The sequence below is a fragment of the Phormidesmis priestleyi ULC007 genome, from assembly GCF_003003695.1.
GTDB classification, from domain to species: domain Bacteria; phylum Cyanobacteriota; class Cyanobacteriia; order Leptolyngbyales; family Leptolyngbyaceae; genus Phormidesmis_A; species Phormidesmis_A priestleyi_A.
Genome location: NZ_PVWG01000003.1, coordinates 247,192 through 264,245 on the forward strand (window position 1 = coordinate 247,192; position 17,054 = coordinate 264,245).

Annotated in this window: 17 protein-coding genes; 15 read left to right on the forward strand and 2 right to left on the reverse strand. The window is 47.6% G+C overall.

Annotation, left to right across the window (positions count from 1 at the left end; genetic code table 11):
* Positions 1-86: 86 nt before the first annotated feature.
* The 7 genes from C7B65_RS05100 to nblB all read left to right on the forward strand — a co-directional run bounded on the left by C7B65_RS05100 (position 87) and on the right by nblB (position 6,304).
* Positions 87-848: an HAD-IIB family hydrolase gene (locus tag C7B65_RS05100; protein WP_073069955.1), complete on the forward strand. Its 762-nt coding sequence runs from the start codon at positions 87-89 to the stop codon at positions 846-848.
* Positions 849-944: 96 nt separating this feature from the next.
* Entirely contained in the window at positions 945-2,627 is a 1,683-nt protein-coding gene (gene ilvD, locus C7B65_RS05105) for a dihydroxy-acid dehydratase (protein WP_073069956.1), read from the forward strand.
* 214 nt (positions 2,628-2,841) lie between these two features.
* Positions 2,842-3,930 (forward strand): C1 family peptidase, encoded by a 1,089-nt coding sequence (locus C7B65_RS05110; protein ID WP_073069957.1) that lies wholly within the window; start codon positions 2,842-2,844, stop codon positions 3,928-3,930.
* Positions 3,931-4,014: 84 nt separating this feature from the next.
* Positions 4,015-4,452, forward strand: a complete 438-nt coding sequence (locus C7B65_RS05115; protein ID WP_073069958.1) for a hypothetical protein — start codon at positions 4,015-4,017, stop codon at positions 4,450-4,452.
* 228 nt (positions 4,453-4,680) lie between these two features.
* Complete coding sequence (locus C7B65_RS05120; RefSeq protein ID WP_073069959.1) at positions 4,681-5,007, forward strand: protease inhibitor I42 family protein; 327 nt, start codon at positions 4,681-4,683, stop codon at positions 5,005-5,007.
* A gap of 134 nt (positions 5,008-5,141) precedes the next feature.
* A complete protein-coding gene (locus tag C7B65_RS05125; protein ID WP_073069960.1) occupies positions 5,142-5,603 on the forward strand; it encodes a CBS domain-containing protein in 462 nt (153 codons plus the stop codon).
* Between the two features lie 35 nt (positions 5,604-5,638).
* A complete protein-coding gene (gene nblB / locus C7B65_RS05130) occupies positions 5,639-6,304 on the forward strand; it encodes a phycobilisome degradation protein NblB (RefSeq protein WP_073069961.1) in 666 nt (221 codons plus the stop codon).
* A 158-nt stretch (positions 6,305-6,462) separates the two neighbouring features.
* Here the strand turns inward: nblB and C7B65_RS05135 are convergent, their stop codons facing one another.
* Both C7B65_RS05135 and C7B65_RS05140 read right to left on the reverse strand, forming a co-directional pair.
* Entirely contained in the window at positions 6,463-6,708 is a 246-nt protein-coding gene (locus C7B65_RS05135) for a hypothetical protein (protein ID WP_073069962.1), read from the reverse strand.
* Positions 6,709-7,198: 490 nt separating this feature from the next.
* Positions 7,199-8,383, reverse strand: coding sequence for a helix-turn-helix transcriptional regulator (locus tag C7B65_RS05140; RefSeq protein WP_073069963.1), 1,185 nt, complete (start codon positions 8,381-8,383; stop codon positions 7,199-7,201).
* Between the two features lie 180 nt (positions 8,384-8,563).
* Here C7B65_RS05140 and C7B65_RS05145 point away from each other — a divergent pair, with 180 nt between their 5' ends.
* The 8 genes from C7B65_RS05145 to C7B65_RS05175 are packed head-to-tail and all read left to right on the forward strand — an operon-like array spanning position 8,564 to position 16,886.
* Positions 8,564-10,111, forward strand: a complete 1,548-nt coding sequence (locus C7B65_RS05145) for a Cas10/Cmr2 second palm domain-containing protein (RefSeq protein WP_073069964.1) — start codon at positions 8,564-8,566, stop codon at positions 10,109-10,111.
* Positions 10,096-10,239, forward strand: coding sequence for a hypothetical protein (locus tag C7B65_RS28670; RefSeq protein ID WP_223257299.1), 144 nt, complete (start codon positions 10,096-10,098; stop codon positions 10,237-10,239). Before C7B65_RS05145 ends, C7B65_RS28670 begins: the two co-directional genes overlap by 16 nt.
* Positions 10,208-11,110 carry a type III-B CRISPR module-associated protein Cmr3 gene (locus tag C7B65_RS05150; RefSeq protein ID WP_223257300.1) on the forward strand — a complete coding sequence of 301 codons (903 nt, stop codon included), beginning with the start codon at positions 10,208-10,210 and terminating at the stop codon, positions 11,108-11,110. Before C7B65_RS28670 ends, C7B65_RS05150 begins: the two co-directional genes overlap by 32 nt.
* Positions 11,111-11,121: 11 nt before the next feature.
* On the forward strand, positions 11,122-11,949 hold the full coding sequence (gene cmr4, locus C7B65_RS05155) for a type III-B CRISPR module RAMP protein Cmr4 (RefSeq protein ID WP_073069965.1): 828 nt from the start codon (positions 11,122-11,124) through the stop codon (positions 11,947-11,949).
* Positions 11,946-12,356, forward strand: coding sequence for a hypothetical protein (locus C7B65_RS05160; protein ID WP_073069966.1), 411 nt, complete (start codon positions 11,946-11,948; stop codon positions 12,354-12,356). Before cmr4 ends, C7B65_RS05160 begins: the two co-directional genes overlap by 4 nt.
* A 6-nt stretch (positions 12,357-12,362) precedes the next feature.
* Positions 12,363-14,033, forward strand: coding sequence for a hypothetical protein (locus C7B65_RS05165; RefSeq protein ID WP_073069967.1), 1,671 nt, complete (start codon positions 12,363-12,365; stop codon positions 14,031-14,033).
* 11 nt (positions 14,034-14,044) lie between these two features.
* A complete protein-coding gene (locus C7B65_RS05170) occupies positions 14,045-15,598 on the forward strand; it encodes a hypothetical protein (protein WP_073069968.1) in 1,554 nt (517 codons plus the stop codon).
* Between the two features lie 19 nt (positions 15,599-15,617).
* Positions 15,618-16,886, forward strand: a complete 1,269-nt coding sequence (locus C7B65_RS05175) for a hypothetical protein (RefSeq protein WP_073069969.1) — start codon at positions 15,618-15,620, stop codon at positions 16,884-16,886.
* Positions 16,887-17,054 lie beyond the last annotated feature (168 nt).

The window sequence follows — 17,054 nt, forward strand, 5'->3', positions numbered from 1 at the left end:
CATTCCCAAACATTTGAGAGAAGTTGCATATCGCATTATTCATACATACTTTTTGATAGTTGATCCTTTCATTTTTACCCCAACTCATGTCTTTTATACCGATCGCTCAAGCCGACACTTTGCACGATATCCGATTAGTGGCAACCGACATGGACGGGACGCTGACGATCGCTGAAAAATTTACACCTAATCTCCTAAAAGCCTTTGAAACTCTGACCACAAGCGGCATTCAAATTGTGATCATAACGGGACGATCAGCAGGTTGGGTGAATGGTTTGGCGCATTACTTGCCTGTGGTGGGCGCGATCGCAGAAAATGGCGGTTTGTTTTACCTGGGTGAATCAGAAATTTTGCTGACTCCGATCGCTGATCTCAACCAACATCGGCACAAGTTAGCCGACTCGTTTGAGCGTTTAAAGACTGAGTTTCCTCAAATTCGAGAATCGAGCGATAATCGTTTTCGGTTGACCGATTGGACGTTTGATGTTGAGGGATTGAGCTTAGAAGCGTTAGACACGATCGCGCAACTCTGCCAATCTTGGGGCTGGAGTTTCACCTACAGCACGGTGCAGTGTCACATTAAGCCCCTTCAGCAGAATAAAGCAGCCGGGTTGTTGAAAGTTCTAACCGATTATTTTCCCCACTACTCGTCTGAACAAATTCTCACGGTAGGCGACAGTCCAAATGATGAGAGTTTGTTTGATGCTCGTTTATTTCCAAACTCGATCGGGGTTGCAAATAGCTTGAATTATGCCGATCGGCTTTTACACAAACCCACTTATGTCACGACGGCATCAGAAGGAGAGGGATTTTGTGAATTGGTTAACGCGATCGTCCACAATGAATGACATTCCTGAAATACTTTCTCCGTTGCCTTCTGTGACGTTCTAAAATAGCACTCTGGATTAACAATAAACTAGCCGATTCGTCAGTGAGAACAGAGAATGCCGGACAATCTTAAAAGCCAAGTTGTAACGCAGGGAGTGCAGCGATCGCCCAACCGTGCCATGCTTCGCGCCGTTGGGTTTGGAGACAGTGACTTCACCAAACCGATCGTCGGAGTCGCTAACGGATACAGCACGATTACGCCCTGCAACATGGGCATCGACCTACTGGCAAAACGCGCCGAAGCAGGGATTCGGGCAGCAGGCGCAATGCCGCAAATGTTTGGCACGATTACGATCAGTGACGGCATTTCGATGGGCACCGAGGGCATGAAATATTCCCTGGTGTCGCGCGAGGTGATTGCTGACTCGATCGAGACTGCTTGCATGGGTCAAAGCATGGATGGCGTGATCGCGATCGGCGGCTGCGATAAAAATCTGCCCGGAGCCTTGATTGCAATGGCTCGGATCAATATTCCGGCGATTTTTGTCTATGGTGGCACGATCAAGCCCGGACATTTGGACGGCAAAGATCTCACCGTGATTAGCTCATTTGAGGCGGTGGGCGAATATAGCGCCGGAAAAATTAGCGAAGATCAATTATTAGCGGTCGAGCGCAAAGCCTGTCCGGGTGCGGGTTCTTGTGGGGGGATGTACACAGCGAATACGATGTCTTCCGCGATCGAGGCGATGGGCATGAGCTTGATGTATTCCTCGACGATGGCGGCTGAAGATGCTGAAAAAGCAGACAGCGCTGAAAAATCGGCGGCAGTCTTGGTCGAGGCGATTCGCAACCAGATTTTGCCGCGTCATATCATCACGCGCAAGTCGATCGAGAACGCGATCGCCGTAATCATGGCGGTGGGCGGTTCGACTAACGCGGTGCTGCACTTTTTGGCGATCGCGCACACGGCGGGGGTTGAGTTGACGATCGATGACTTTGAAACGATTCGTGCCCGCGTCCCGGTTCTGTGCGATCTCAAACCTTCTGGTCGCTATGTGGCAACCGATTTGCACAAAGCAGGCGGCATTCCTCAAGTGATGAAAATGCTGTTAGTGCATGGTTTGATCCATGAAGACGCGCTCACCATCACCGGACAGACCATTGCAGAATTGCTGAAAGACATTCCCGATCAGCCACGCCTCGACCAGGATGTGATTCGCCCGTGGGACAACCCGATGTATGCTCAAGGACACTTAGCGATTCTTAAGGGCAATCTGGCAACTGAAGGAGCCGTCGCCAAAATTACGGGCATCAAAAAAGCGCAAATTACCGGATCTGCACGAGTCTTTGAATCTGAAGAAGCCTGTCTAGATGCAATTTTGGCGAAGAAAGTTAGCGCTGGCGATGTGCTAGTGATCCGCTATGAAGGCCCCAAAGGCGGACCCGGAATGAGAGAAATGTTGGCTCCGACTTCGGCAATCATTGGCGCAGGGTTGGGCGATTCAGTCGGGTTAATCACCGATGGGCGCTTTTCGGGCGGCACTTATGGCATGGTCGTCGGTCATGTTGCGCCAGAGGCATATGTCGGCGGCACGATCGCGCTAGTGCAAGAAGGCGACTCGATCACGATCGATGCTCCAGCCCGTCTTTTGCAACTCAATGTCTCTGATGACGAATTAGACCGTCGTCGCGCCGCTTGGAAACCTCCCGCACCTCGATACACGAGAGGCGTTCTTGCCAAATATGCCAAGCTAGTGTCCTCTAGTAGTTTTGGGGCAGTCACCGACAAAGAACTGTAGTTTCTTCAAGGTTCACATTAAAAAAGCGATCGTTCCTGAAGCAGCGATCGCTTTTTTAATTCCATTATTTTTTACAGAAAAGTTACCCGTCTGGGTACTGCCTACCTGAGTGTCAGCTTTTTAAGATAGCAGCATCAAGACGAGAAAAGCCTAATGTTCCGTCTTTGATGGGGGATTCCTTTCCCGTTCACTGCTTACCTCTTAGGAAACTAAAATGGACTCTATCAAATTACAAGCTGCGATCGAATTATCTGGTGCCTCGTGGCAAGCAGGCGAAACCAGCATGACGCGGTTGTCTGATGACCAAAAAAGACTGCGCCTCGGTTACGTTTCTGGACCCAATGAACCGACCTTTGAAGAACAAGAACAGATTGCCAAAATTAATCAAGAAGTCTTCAAATCGGCACGGTTCAAAGGCGAAATTACTGCCTATCCCGCCAGCTTCGATCTGCGGACAGGCGGCTTTGTCACGCCAGTTAAAGATCAAGGGGGCTGTGGTTCCTGTGTATCGTTTGGGACGGTGGCCACGATCGAAGCAACGATGCGCCGCATTCGCAACAATCCTGCACTCGCGATCGACCTGTCGGAAGCCCAGCTATTCTACTGCTATGCTCGCAGTCAAAGTCGCAACTGTGGCAACGGTTGGTGGGTTGCCCCAGCGATGGATTCTGCCAAAACTGGGTTAGCACTCGAAGCGTCTTATCCTTACACCGCAGGCGATCAAAATTGCAGTAATCTTGCTACCAATTGGCAAAGCAGCGCTGTCAAGATCAGCGGTTGGCACGAAATTAAATCGACCGCCGACATGAAAGATTGGCTGGCAAACCGAGGCGCGTTGGCAGCTTGCTTCACGGTCTACAACGATTTCTATTCCTATGCAAACGGCATCTATCGGCATGTTGCGGGTGATGTTGTCGGTGGGCATTGTGTGTCGATCGTCGGCTACAACGACACCGAAGGCTATTGGATCGCCAAAAATAGCTGGAGTGCCAACTGGGGCGAAAGCGGCTTTTTCCGCATCGCTTACGGTCAGTGTGGCATCGACTCTAGTATGTTTGCTGTGGATGGCATCGTCGAAACAGGCTGGCTGTCAAACGTGAAGATTCTCGGACTGTGGACGAACAACGCCGATCGCAATGCCTACGTCTATGTCAGCGAAGGCATCGGCTGGAGAAGACTCTCCGATGCCAGCGATCAAGCAAACCTCGACATGCTGATTCAGCTTGGAGCGTCCAAGGCAGCAGATCATGCCGTCAGTCTCTACCAAGAGAATGGCGTGATTAAAGAAGTTTATGCCTGGTAGAGAAGAGATGAAGGATGAGATTGGTCTCATCTGCACTCGCAATTCGTACAACGCTTTTTTTAGACGTTAAGGAACGATTAGATCATGACTGATTCTGCTGATCAATTGGGTGCGCCCAATCAAGTGTGCCTGCCTTGCCAAACGATCGCACAACCCTTTCCCCCTACTGCTGAGGTCACAAAAATGGAAGACTACCCGACTCAAGAACCGCCTACTCAAGCTAAGAAACAAGCTGGAGTGCGCGAAGAACGACCGACGTTTGAGCCACCTGTTGCAGGGGCGATCGCGCAAGGCAACACGGCTTGGCAATCTGATAAGAAAGTCGTTGGACTGTGGATGAATAGCGCTACTCGCAACGCTTATATGTATGTTGATCAGGTTGGCTGGCGTAAATTTGCTGACAATTCTGATTCGGCGATCGTAGCCTTCAACGTGATCGCAGCCCATGCAAAAGCGTTAGGTAAGCCAGTTCAATATTATGAAGAAGCAGACAACAAGGTTTCTACGCTTTATGTCTGGTAGCGTTTTCGATTTTGACTAAACCTATACTGTAGAAATGTTGACTGGAACATCTCTACAGTATTTTAGTCTTTAAGCTTATCTAGACCTTAAGCATTTATAAAGGGCTTTTTTATGTTTCCAGTTCTATTGATTTCAGCATTCAATTTAGCGACACCACAGACATATCTTCTGCCTCGATCGTCCCGTCCAGTTTGGTCATTTTCCCGTCCTTTCAATCATCTTAGTAACATGTCGCAGCATACACTCTCCCTTGCCGATTCTGGTAAAACGATCGCCCTGAAGCGAGGCGATACGATCACGATCCAACTAGCCGAAAATCCGACGACGGGCTATCGCTGGTCTGAGCCGAGCTTAGAGAACGATAGCGTGAGCCTGCAACGATCGCAGTTTGTCGGCCCGCAGAGCAACGCACCTGGGGCAGGCGGACAGCGCCTTCTAACCTTGAAAGCAGAGAAACTAGGAAAAACCACCCTCAGCCTCAAACATTGGCGTGACTGGGAAGGCGATCGGTCAGTCATTGAGCGCTTTACCCTGACGCTTCAGGTGGCTGATTAGGGTTGAAATTCCTTGACGCTGAGGGCTACGGCGTTATGGATTGACCGTCACTTTATTACAACCTATGAACCCGATCGAAGTTGATCCCCGAATTCCTAAATAATGGTCTTAGACCTTTAGAACGATCGTGACCCATGCTCAAAACCGTTGCGGATGTGATGACACGTGACCCCATCACGGTGCGTCCCGAAACCTCCATCACAGAAGTAATTCAAGCCCTCGCAGAGCGTAAGATCAGTGGGTTGCCCGTAGTCGATGAGACGGGTAAACTAATTGGCGTAATTTCTGAAACCGATCTGATGTGGCAAGAAACCGGAGTCACGCCTCCCGCTTATATCATGATTCTCGACAGTGTGATTTATCTCGAAAATCCGACTCGCTATCAGAAAGATCTGCACAAAGCCTTGGGGCAAACCGTGGGTGAAGTCATGTCTCGCGATCCGATCTCCACCACTGCCGACAAGTCCTTACCGGATGCCGCTAGAGTGATGCACGATCGCAACATTCGCCGCTTACCCGTCTTAGACAGCGCGGGGCAGGTGGTAGGCATTCTCACCCGTGGCGATATCGTGCGGGCGATGGCGGCAGGGCAATAGATCCAGCACTTAAGACTCTTATTTTTGATTTAACGATGACTACTACTCCTGATTCGGTTAAAGCTGCTCTTGAATCCGCAGATTTTGGTGAGCGACTGCGGGCAATTAATCACTTGCGTCAACTTGATCCGGCGATCGCGTTTGAGTTAATTAAAGCGCCCGTGGTAGACAGCAATGTGCGGGTGCGCTATGCGGCGGTGAGTCAACTCTCATCCCTAGGGCGGCAAGACCTAGAAGCGTCACTAAAGATATTGAGAGCCGGGTTGCTTGACCCCGAACCCGACGTGCAGGCAGCCGCAGCAGACTCGATCGGCGCTTTAAAACTCACCGAAGCGTTTGACGATCTAGAAGCGCTCTATCGGCGCACTCCTGAGTGGTTGGTCAGCTTTAGCATTGTTGCCACACTGGGTGAGTTGGGCAATCTGCGGGCGTTTGAGTTATTAGAAGAAGCCTTAGCATCAGATAACGACTTACTGAAAACGGCAGCAATTGGGTCTCTCGGAGAACTAGGAGACGTTCGCGCAGTCGATCTGATCATTCCTTATGCCACTAACCCAGATTGGCAGATTCGATATCGAGTGGTGCAAGCATTGGGCGCATTAAACACTCCAGAAGCCCGATCGATGCTAGAAACTCTAGCAACCGATGACACAGAACAAGTTGCCCAACAAGCAAAAAACTGTTTAGAGGCAATTAAATAAGTAGGCGCACCCTTACCCATACTGCTAGACGGATAAAGCAGCAAGTTGAATCGCTGCCTGTGCTTGTTTGAGTCTTGACCAGACTTTTGTTCTCAGACTGTCTTTGTCAGGGTGGCGATCGCGACCTTCAGTTTGAGTTGAGTCAGACAGGCACTCAACTAATCTGTGCAGAAGGAAACCTGTTGGTCGTTCATCAAAATGATGTGATCTAGTCGAATCACGGTGCCGTCTTCCAGTTTCACGTAGTCGGCGTAATTGGCGGCATACACGTCGGCAATTCGTCCTTCAATCTCATCAGTGACATTTGCCTCAGTACGGTAGGTTATCCGACAAGTCTGGCGTAGCGTAGCAATCGCTTCTAGCTCATCGTGAAAGTCACAGCTAACGGGCGTGTAGGCATCCATCGTTTTACCTGCTGGTGAAGTGGTTGTTGAAAGCAGACTAGTTTCAATTTAGCGTGAGTTCGACGAGTTTTTTCGCTTCGTTCTCAATGGCTTCTGCCCCCTAAATCCCCCAAAATTGGGGGACTTTGAACCGAAAATTTTGGGGATTTAAGGGGTTTCCCGAATTCATAATTGCAGCGAACCACGTTTGTCGAACTCACGTCAATTTAGCATCTCGATCGTTAACTCGGATCTTGCACCCGTCTCAACTACTTCCCGCTCGCCCGCCCTGAGTTAAAATTCGGGCTAATCGCCAAAGTTCTCTGAAGAGAACCGAGCCAAAATTTCAACCCATTTCAATGGGTTTGAGCGATGAGCCAGGAACTTGAGTTCTGGGCGGTTGTTGCGAGAGGTGCAAGATCTAAGTTGTCCTACATCTCGATCGCTTGAGTTGCAAGTTTAATGATGCCCCTACGTCCGTTTGTCGTACAACATAGTAATACTCCTCTAGTCAATTATTTCTCTCAGAGTAGCGTTTTACTAGGGTTTGTGCAGCCGCATAGTGTTGTTGCGCTAAACTCGCAGGTGCCAAAATCTGAACATGTTCCATATAGCGACAAAGCCAGAAACCAAACTCTTGGAGAGAACGGCTAGGCAGCTTAATCTGGTAGTCTACATATTCAGGTTCGTCCGTTTCAGGGTTAATCGCACCCAATAATATCTTTTGATGGGGATGACGGTAGTTGCCTTCGACAATAAAGCGACTCACAGGGGGATAAAATCTCACTTTGACCAGATCAAATGTCAATTGCTCTGTTAACTCAGCTTTCTGCTCTGTTGGGTTTCCTAAAAATAATCCCCACCCATTTTTAAGCAGGCGATGGGCGAGGGTCAAACTTTGTCGTTGGAGATCACTTCCTCTCCCTTCACTTCTCAAGATTTTGCAGTAATTCTTGAGGCGATTCATGCGATAGATGACAAGATGTCCGTCCTCCAATCTCTCGCCCAACAAATACCAAGCAACATCATGATAAATCAGTTGGAGGGGGTAGATCTGAAGGGTAGCGTAGTCCTGACGACCATAGGGATTGAGATACTGCACCAGTTCGATCGCTTGCCCCTGACAAATTGCAGGTTCTAGAACCTCCAGTTGGTGAAATAAGGTATCTTGGTTTGCGCCTCGTCGGATCATTTCATCGGGATCTGTTGCCACGATCGCGCGATTGAGATGCTCTCGCACTGGGTAAAACAAATTGCCATCGAGTTCCAGATCTAATCCTCGCAAACGACGCTTTAACTGCACTTGCGCCTGACGAGCTTGTGGATCGCCTTGGTATTTTGCCAGTGAAGCTAAAGCATTGAGGGCAAGACGCAGTTCACTTTGGGTTAAGCCACCTGTTCCCAAGTAGTAGCCCGATCGATAACGTCTCTGGCTCAGAATGCCATACCGTCGTAAGGTCACTAAATCTTTGCGAAGGGTTGGAATCGAGTAATGAGGTAGTTGGATGCCCTGGGTCTGGGCGATCATTTGCATTGCAGCTTGCACCAACTCTAAAGCCGCTTCAACTGTAGTGTCAGTTTCTAGCGGATCGCGATCGCCGATACCCGGATGCTGGACGAAGGTGGCGATCAGCAATAGGAGCCGATCGAGGGCGGCACGATCGCGATAAGGATGCAGATCAATTGATTCAGGCATGATTTGTCAAGCAATTAGCAATATTCATTAGAAATACCCGATCTCTTCAAAAAGCTTACATGGTAGATATTTCAGCTTTATATAAAAACAGATGAATTATTGTTAGTTGCTAGGAGCAAATGGGCAAGCTTGGCTACAGTGAGAAGAAATCTGCCGCCTTACCTAACGAGATTGACCTGCATGACGATCTACACCGCCATCAGTTTTGCCCCAGTTCAAGGTTTTATTGAGAAGTCTCGTAAACTGCGAGACTTGTTTGGCGCATCGCTAATTCTTTCCTACTTGAGTCAGCAGATCGCTGAAGCTGCGAAAAATTCACCGGATTGCGAGGTGATTTCACCTGCATCGATTAACGTGCAGGAAGGAATGCCAAACCGCATTTTGGTACGAGGCACGATCGATCGCAACCAGGTCAGTAATGCAATATCACAATCTTGGAAAGAGGTTCTGAGAGTTTGTCAAATTTGGTTAGAAGAAAATCTCGACTTTGCACCAGAAGAGTTTCACTGGGCGCAGGAGTGGGAAAAATGGCATCGCTATACCTGGGAGGTTTTTTGGGGGCAAGGTGAAACCTCTGATGCCGCCATGCTCGATTTAGAGCGCCGTAAACTCAAACGTGACTGGGTAGGCATTAACTGGACGGGCGATAGTTCTAGCTTAACTGGAACAGATGCGATCGCATGGCATCGTCTCGGACAGCAGAATTCTGAACCAGGACGCAGCCTCACTCATACCGAGAAACAGCAACTAGACACTTTCTATCGGCAGTTAGCTTGGGTGTTAGACAATCCCGATCGCAATCGTGCAGAAGATACTCCTTCAAAGGATGAAATTGAAGGTCGATACATTGCCGTAAATGAGCGTCTTAGCATTCCAGAACTTGTGAAGCGGCTTGTTACCTATCATGTAATAGCTAAACAAATTGGCATGACTCCCCTAGGAGAAAGCTTCACCGAAATCAGCCAAAAACGAGAGCAATGGACGGGCTGGTTTATGGGAGATGGTGACAAAGTTGGCGATAAGCTCAAAAGCATTCCTGACGATGAAGGACAAAAAGCATTTAGCGGAGCCATGCGGGATTGGGGGAGAACCTTCAAACACACATTTTCTAAAGAACTTGGACGAGTAATCTACGCTGGAGGAGATGACTTTCTGGGTATCCTCTACAGTTCTGAACTCGGTGCAAAAGAACTGTTCAGCGAAGCTCTAAAATGGCTGAATCAGTTTAAGCAACAATGGCAAACTCATCGCCAAGATATTACCGTCAGCGTTGGATTAGTTTGGGCTGCAAACCGAGTTCCGCAGCGAGATATTCTTCAGCACTGTCGTGAGGCGGAGAAACTAGCAAAAACCAAAGGGCGCGATCGCGTCACAATACGAGTCGTGTTCAACAGTGGGCAATTTGTGCAATGGACGTGTCCCTGGGATTACCTGAACATTTTGATGAAGTATCGAGATCGCGACGGTGGCAAAAACTGGGCCCATCTTTACAACGACTGGGCACACCTAAAATCGCGTCATGCGATTCGATCTCGTGAGGTGAATAAAAACAAAATTGAGCCAGATTTGGCATTAGCAATGCTCGACCTCTACTTCGATGGGCTGGGGCAAGAAATTCAAAAAAATCGACAATGGACGGCGATCGCAGGAGGCAACAGCGCTAGTGCGATCGTGCAGTGGGTCGAGGATTTAGTACAGGTGGGATGGCAGTTATGTTCAAATACCTAATCATTGTTTCGCCCTTGGGCTTTCTCTATGGCAGTGCAGGCGCTTTTTTGTCACCTGAGAATTTAGTCGGTCGCTCTGGCTCAAAATTTCCACCCGATGCCTCAACGCTGGCAGGACTTTTCCTTTAGTGCCAACAAGCACCATGAAATTGCTCCCCACGACACGCTTAAGCATGAACTATTTGTTTCTGGCGCTTTTTGGGCAAAGCAAAATGATCCAGAAGCTTTCTACGTTCCGATACCCCGCCATCGAATTATTGGAGAAGACAAAGACGACGAATGGAAGCTCAATCCCCAACGCAAATGGGAGCGTGATTCAGAAAAATTGGATCTAGAAGTGGAATACCGATGGCAACGCATTGATGCGTGGCAACGAAACGCTTCAAAGATTCGTAAGAACAAGGAAATGAGCAATGTGCCTTGGGAGCCTGTTTCATTCTTACATCCACACATGAAACAAAATGAACGGCACGTTTTGGAGAAGGATGGACTATTTCTAGAAAACGCTGTGCAAATGGATGAGGATTGTTGCTTAGTCTATCTGTCTACTTACCCCTTGCCAGATGGCTGGTATCGCTTTGGCGGGGAAGGACACATGGTTGAAATTTGTTCTAAGGAGATTACCCCAGACAGCACAATTCACCAACTACTCAGCACCAAAATTCAGAAAGCTTGTGCCCTGATCACACCTGGAGCTTGGGGGTCTAATCATCTTTCTTACCGCTATCCAAAACATTCTGAATTTCCCAAAACAGGAATGAAGATGTTAACAGATAAGCCGATTCCTTATCGTTACCGCACTGGTCATCGATCGACGGAACGGGGCAGGTTAGGGCGTGGTCGCTATGCAGTGCCAGCGGGGACAGTCTACGTCTTCAAACAGGCTTTAGAAAAAACCTGGTGGGACTTTCCAGAAGCGTGGTTTCCGAAGGAAGGTTTTCCACTCAAGCATTTAGGCTGTGGGCTATGTCTCCCAGTTGAAATTGATGGTGTTATATAGGGAAAATGGTCATGTATCAACGAGCTTACGGTATTATCGAAACCCTGGCACCGCTTCATGTTGGAGCAACGGCAGGAGAAGAAAATGGCAACCTCAATCTGGTCTTTCGAGATCAGTTTACTCAAACCGGGATTGTTCCTGGTAGCTCGATTCGAGGACGGTTTCGATCGGAGATGCGACGCGATCAGGCAGGCAGTGAGAACCACTGGTACGGTGCATCCGCAGACACAGTTGAGTCAGATTCAACAACAGAATCAGTGATTAAGTTTGAGTATGCGTCATTGCTGTGGTTGCCCGTCTTTTGTCCGGGTCAGCCTGTCGTATGGGTCAGTTGTCCAAAGCTACTGAAGCGCTATCAGCGCATCGTGGGTGACGAACTTAAGAACGCTAAGATACCTAAAGAATACACAGGTTCATCAACGCTAAAAACACTTGATGTAGAGCGCAAAAAGAAGCTCTTCTTCAACTTTGGATTTTTGGAACTTAAGCAAACAGAGAGTCTGAAAATTTGGTTTCCCGATGGTGAGGAACTGCCTGCGGTGATCGTGGCTGACAATGAGATTGGGATGATCCACGATATGGCGCTTTATCGTCAAAGTCGAGTGCGTCTGAAGGATAACGAGAAACGGGTAGATGGGGGTGGATTTTTCAACACCGAAGCACTGCCCGAAGGAACGGTGATGGTTTTCCCGATCGCTATTCGAGCCACTGAACCGCAGCAATCTTGGATGCCCTTTGGTGAAGGAAATCAAAGCGGTGAAATTTACTTGGGTGGGCTAGAGTCGATCGGGTTTGGTAATTGTCAGATTACGCTCAAGGGCGAAGGAGTAGCCGCATGACTTGGAAGCTATACGAAATCGATCGCACTGCCCACGATTTGGTGCTGAAGTTCCGCGATCAAGATGTTTTGGGTGAAAGCCACAAGATGCGCGCTACTACTGTTTATGGACTAGAACGGTTTTGGGGAGAACATTTGCGACTCGACCAGAAGGAGCAAGATCAACACAAGGCAGCGTTCTGGAAGGCAACGTGGGATGAACTTTGCCAGATCATGAAGCAAGCAGGAATCACCATTCCGAATGACAAAGTTAACACTAAAGACACTAACTCGATCAAAGCCATGTCAGCAAAGCTGTGGGCTTTTGATATTGAGCAGCGCAAGATTGCTTTGGCAATTTTAATCGAGCTTTGCAATAGCTTAGTTTGGTGGACACAGCGATACAAAAAGCCAAGCAATGGAAGGTAATGCAACATGCCAGATCATGATTATGTTCCATTGATGTTTCAGGCGCAGGTGGGGGGACGATCGCAGATTCAGCGGTTGATTCCGCACCAGAAAGAGGATCAACAAGCCTACGACTGGGCGAAGCAATGGCAAGAAGCCTGTGACCATAAAACGGTTCCGCAGTTTGAGGCGCATGTCAAAACTCGCGAGTGTCGATTCACTTGGCGGATGGTGACAAATAGCGGTCAAGATGCCGGAGTGATTCGTCCGGTGATTGGCGATCGAGGCTGGGCTTACTTTCCTGGCTCTAGCATGAAGGGCGCATTTTTGAGAGCTTGCAAGCAGCTTTGTCCTGCTGATGAGGTGTTGCAATTTTGCGGTGGCAAAGGCAAAGATGGAGAACTTCATCCGGGAGTGTTGCGCTTTCATGGCGGCTATCCTAAGAATGCTGAGTGGCTGAATGATTCGCTAGTTGATATAGTGCATCCTCAAGAAGATTTTCAGACCAAAGATCAAAGTAGCCACAGCCCTAATATTTTGATTTCACTGCATCAACCAACCTTTGTATTTGGGATTTCTAGCACAGAACCGTTGATTAATGATCAATGGGAAACGGTCTGGAAAGTCTGGCAGGCAGCACTAGAACGAGGACTCGGTTCGCGGGTAAGTGCGGGCTATGGGCAAATTTCAACCCACAGTGGCAACAAGCTGATAGGCTTTGCGCTATCGGGTGAAGGGCAAGCTTCTAAACTGATCAATGGGCAGGGCGAGTTTCGATCGAACATTTTCAAGGCAGCACTGCGGGGGCACACGCGACGCTTGTTTAATGGCATCACCGACGAGAAGACGGTTGACACAATTACGAAGCGGTTGTGGGGTGGAATTGGCAAAGGAGAAGAGGCGACGGTCGGCTTACTAGGCATTGCTTTTAGTGCGCCGGATCTGGAGCTAGATGAATGGCGATCGCCTGTGAATCGAAATAACGTGGCTCCTGTGTATGAGACGGGGGATGCAGTGCTAGATGTTTTGTTGATGAAGTCTGACCTCACGCCAGAACAGCGAGACGAGTTAAGACTATTCACGATCCGGTTGATGAAGTTTGCCATGCTGCTAGGAGGATTTGGGAAATCTTGGCGACGCGCAGATCATCGCAAATTCTTTCCAGACTACCAGCGGCAGATGATTGGTTGCCACTGGCAGTTTACGAAGCGTTCCTATCCCTTATACATTCCATTTGGTGATAACCTTGCACCGATCGCCAAATTTCTAGACACCTTTCACGTAAAGGGGAAAGAGTTTTTTGAGTTACAGAACATTGCTAATCGAAGCAATCCAACTTCTGGAATTCGGGAAGCTTGGCGCAAAGATAATGTGCAAGTCTGGGGACGATTGGCTGAAGATGAAGAAGACCATCTTGCGATCGATTGGCTGCACCAGGACTATAAGAAAGGATTCTCGATCAAGCAATCTGAGTTAACTGGACAAATGAGCCAGGTGGGTCGAATGTGGCATCGAATGTATCCCCGGTTTCGCAGAGTTACGACTAGTGAAGGCAAAGATGTCTGGAAACCGACTGATCAGTATGCTGAACTGCTGACGATTTTTCCAAACGTCACAAGGAATGAGCAAGAGAAACAAAAGGCACAAGATTTTCTAAAATTCTTGGCTCAAGAGACTGACTTCAAACAGCTTTGGTAGAGAAATCAAACATGAATATTTGGCTAGTAACAACGGGCAGTAGTGATGTGCAGCTTACTACGAATGAACACTGGAATGATTGGTGGCAGGATATTAAAAAGTCGCTTCACAGATTGCCTTTTGAGCCAGCTAGATCGATCGATGATGAGGGTGAACCCTATCGATTACCTGCCAGGGTGCTTGGCATTGCCTATGACAGATTACCTGATGAAGTTCGTCCTTATCTGGACTTTCCGCTATTGAAAGGCTTTACACAGAAGCTGAAAGATCAGGGAACTGCGATCGACCTCATCATTATCTTGATGAGCAATCAGGAAAATATCTTTCCTGAAGCAGAACGCGAGACAAATCGCTGTCCTTATTGGCAGGATACTTGTCAGCTTTGTCCCATTTTGGAAGGCTATTTTCAGAAGCATTTTCCAGAGGCAAAGCTGACACCGCTGATGCTGGAGCCAGATTCTTTAGAGCCGGGTTTAGACGATTGGGATGCAGTTTTGGGTTTAGTGCGGCGAAAAATTGGCAGTTTAGACATTGAGCCGGAAACGGTTTATGTGAGCCATCAGGCGGGGACTCCTGCGATTTCTTCGGCGGTGCAATTTGCGAGTTTGGCAAAGTTTGGCGATCGCGTTCAGTTTCTGGTCAGCAGTGAGTATGTCCCTAAGATAACCCGCATGATCGCGAGTTCTAAATACCTCAGCGCAATTCGCTTGCAGGAAGCAAAGGCGTTGCTCGATCGCCCTGATTACCCAGGTATACAAATATTGCTTAAGTCCTACTTAAAAGATGATGACACGCGAGTTTTATTGAGTTCCGCTATCCAATGGAATTCTGCCGAGTTTGAGAAATTTAGCGATCAATTTAGAAATGACAATCTGCTCGAAAAGTATCCTGAATTAGTTAAAGATATTCAAGAACGTACAAAAGAAGAAAACTGGTGGTGGATTGCTTATGAGGAAGCATATCTGGCTTTAACACGTCAAAATCAGGACAATATCGTTGAGGCTTTTTTCCATAGTTTTCGTGCCTTTGAAGGAATTTTTTCAGCTTGGGTTAACTATGAGTTTGGTGGCAATAACCACATTGAGATTAAAAAAGGAATGTCTTACCTGAAGTGTTCAGTATTGTCAGATCCTAAAGGTTATTTTTCTAAAGCTAAGTTTAAGCAAAATGGTGATCCAAATGACGATTTAGCAAAATTGAAATGCAAAATTGAGAAAGATAATGGGGTCGAGCTAGATCTAGCTACTATTTGCAAACTATTTCGATCATGTAGGAGCGAGTATAAACAAGAGTGTGGAGAATTGAAAATATTTTGGGACTCAGATAAAGAAAATAATGTTTGTGAAAAAAGAAATTTTATTATGCATCAGATTCAAGGAATCTCTAAAGAGAAGTTATGGGAATTCTGGGGAGTTTCGACTTCAGAAGAGTGGCAAGGTAGACTTTTAAAGTTTTTGAACTTCATCGCAAAAACAGATTTGTCTAAAGAATTTAAATCTTTAGAAGATGCCAGCTTAATGGCGCAGGTGCATCAGAAATTGAAAAGCGCGATCGCCCACCTTTAACCCTGACCCCAACATTGCAATGGCAAGTATCATCCTTTCCTTCGTCGGGCAACAAGACCCCTTCGCTAAAACAGAAACCGAAGGGTCGATCGTCACGTTAGTTCGCCATCTGGTTGCTACGCAGCATACCCTTAAAAGGGTATTTCTGTTGCACACAGACAGCACCCAGCAAAATGCGATCGATACCTGCCAATGGCTCGTGTCTGAAGTCCCGACCTTGACTCAAGACACCATTGCGGTGCTGCCTGTCTCCGAAGCCTTCTCTGACGACCCGGTTAATCCATTCCTAGCAACCCAGGAGGCACGCAAGGCTGTGCAGCAAGCGAGGGCGTATCAAACCCCAGAAGATCTTCTGGAATTTAATGCCTCTTCCGGTACACCAGCGATGAAAACAGCCTGGAGCGTTTTACAGGCATTGGGCTATGCGTCTCGCAGCCATGTGTGGCAGGTTCGTAATCCCAAAGAAATGCGCTCTGGACAAACCCATGTCTTTTACTCGGATGTGAATAGTCTCAAGGATGAACTGGATCTCAAAGTTGTCAAACAGCAAATCCAGGATTACAACTATAGCGGGGCATTGGTTACACTTCAGACGAGTAATCTCACTAGACCTATTGCGGAATCATTATTGAAGTACGGGCATTGCCGATCGGTTTTTGATTTTAATCGTGCTTCTCAATCCATTCAGTCAATTAATTTAGCAATTGATGAGCAGTGGTCTAAAGAAATTGATGCCTTGCGGCAACGGAGTTATGCTGCCCTGGCTAGAGAATGTTATTTGAATGCTCAAACAAAGCTAAAAAATCGGGAGTATGCAGAATTTTTGGTATTACTGTCCTCGTTCCAGGAAACTTCTCTGAGGGCACTGATTGCAACCAAAACTTCAGTGGATTTAAGAACGGGTAAGGAGCGCAAACTAGAAGCAGTATGGAATGATCTTCAAACCGTGGAGAATGGTTCTCTAATGCAGCATTTGCGGTACTGTCGGATGCCGAACGGAGAATTGTTAAAATTATCTGGTTTTGTGAATGTTCCCATTATGATGGCGATTCTGGAACATTACCCTGAGCTAGCGACATTGCTACCTGTGTTACGGGAACTCAAAAAATACGTAGACGATCGCAATGACTTGGTACACCGTCTAGAGGGCGTTTCTGAGATTCAAGATCTGGACAAGTTGCAGAAGCTTTTGAAAACGATTCTGCAAGCAATCATCACCTTACCTGCCCAAAATCCTTTCGATCGCCTGAACCAACAGATTTGCGGCTTACTCGATCGCACCCTATAACCCAATTGGAAGAATTGCCCAACTCTAACCGCAATTACGATCGCAACCCATGAATTACAAAATTAATCGCACAATCAACAAAAACTAGTAGGACAGAGAATTTACAGAAGAATTTTGTACTAAACGCTAAAAGTTCCGCAAAAACCGCTCCTGAAACTGCCGCCTCTC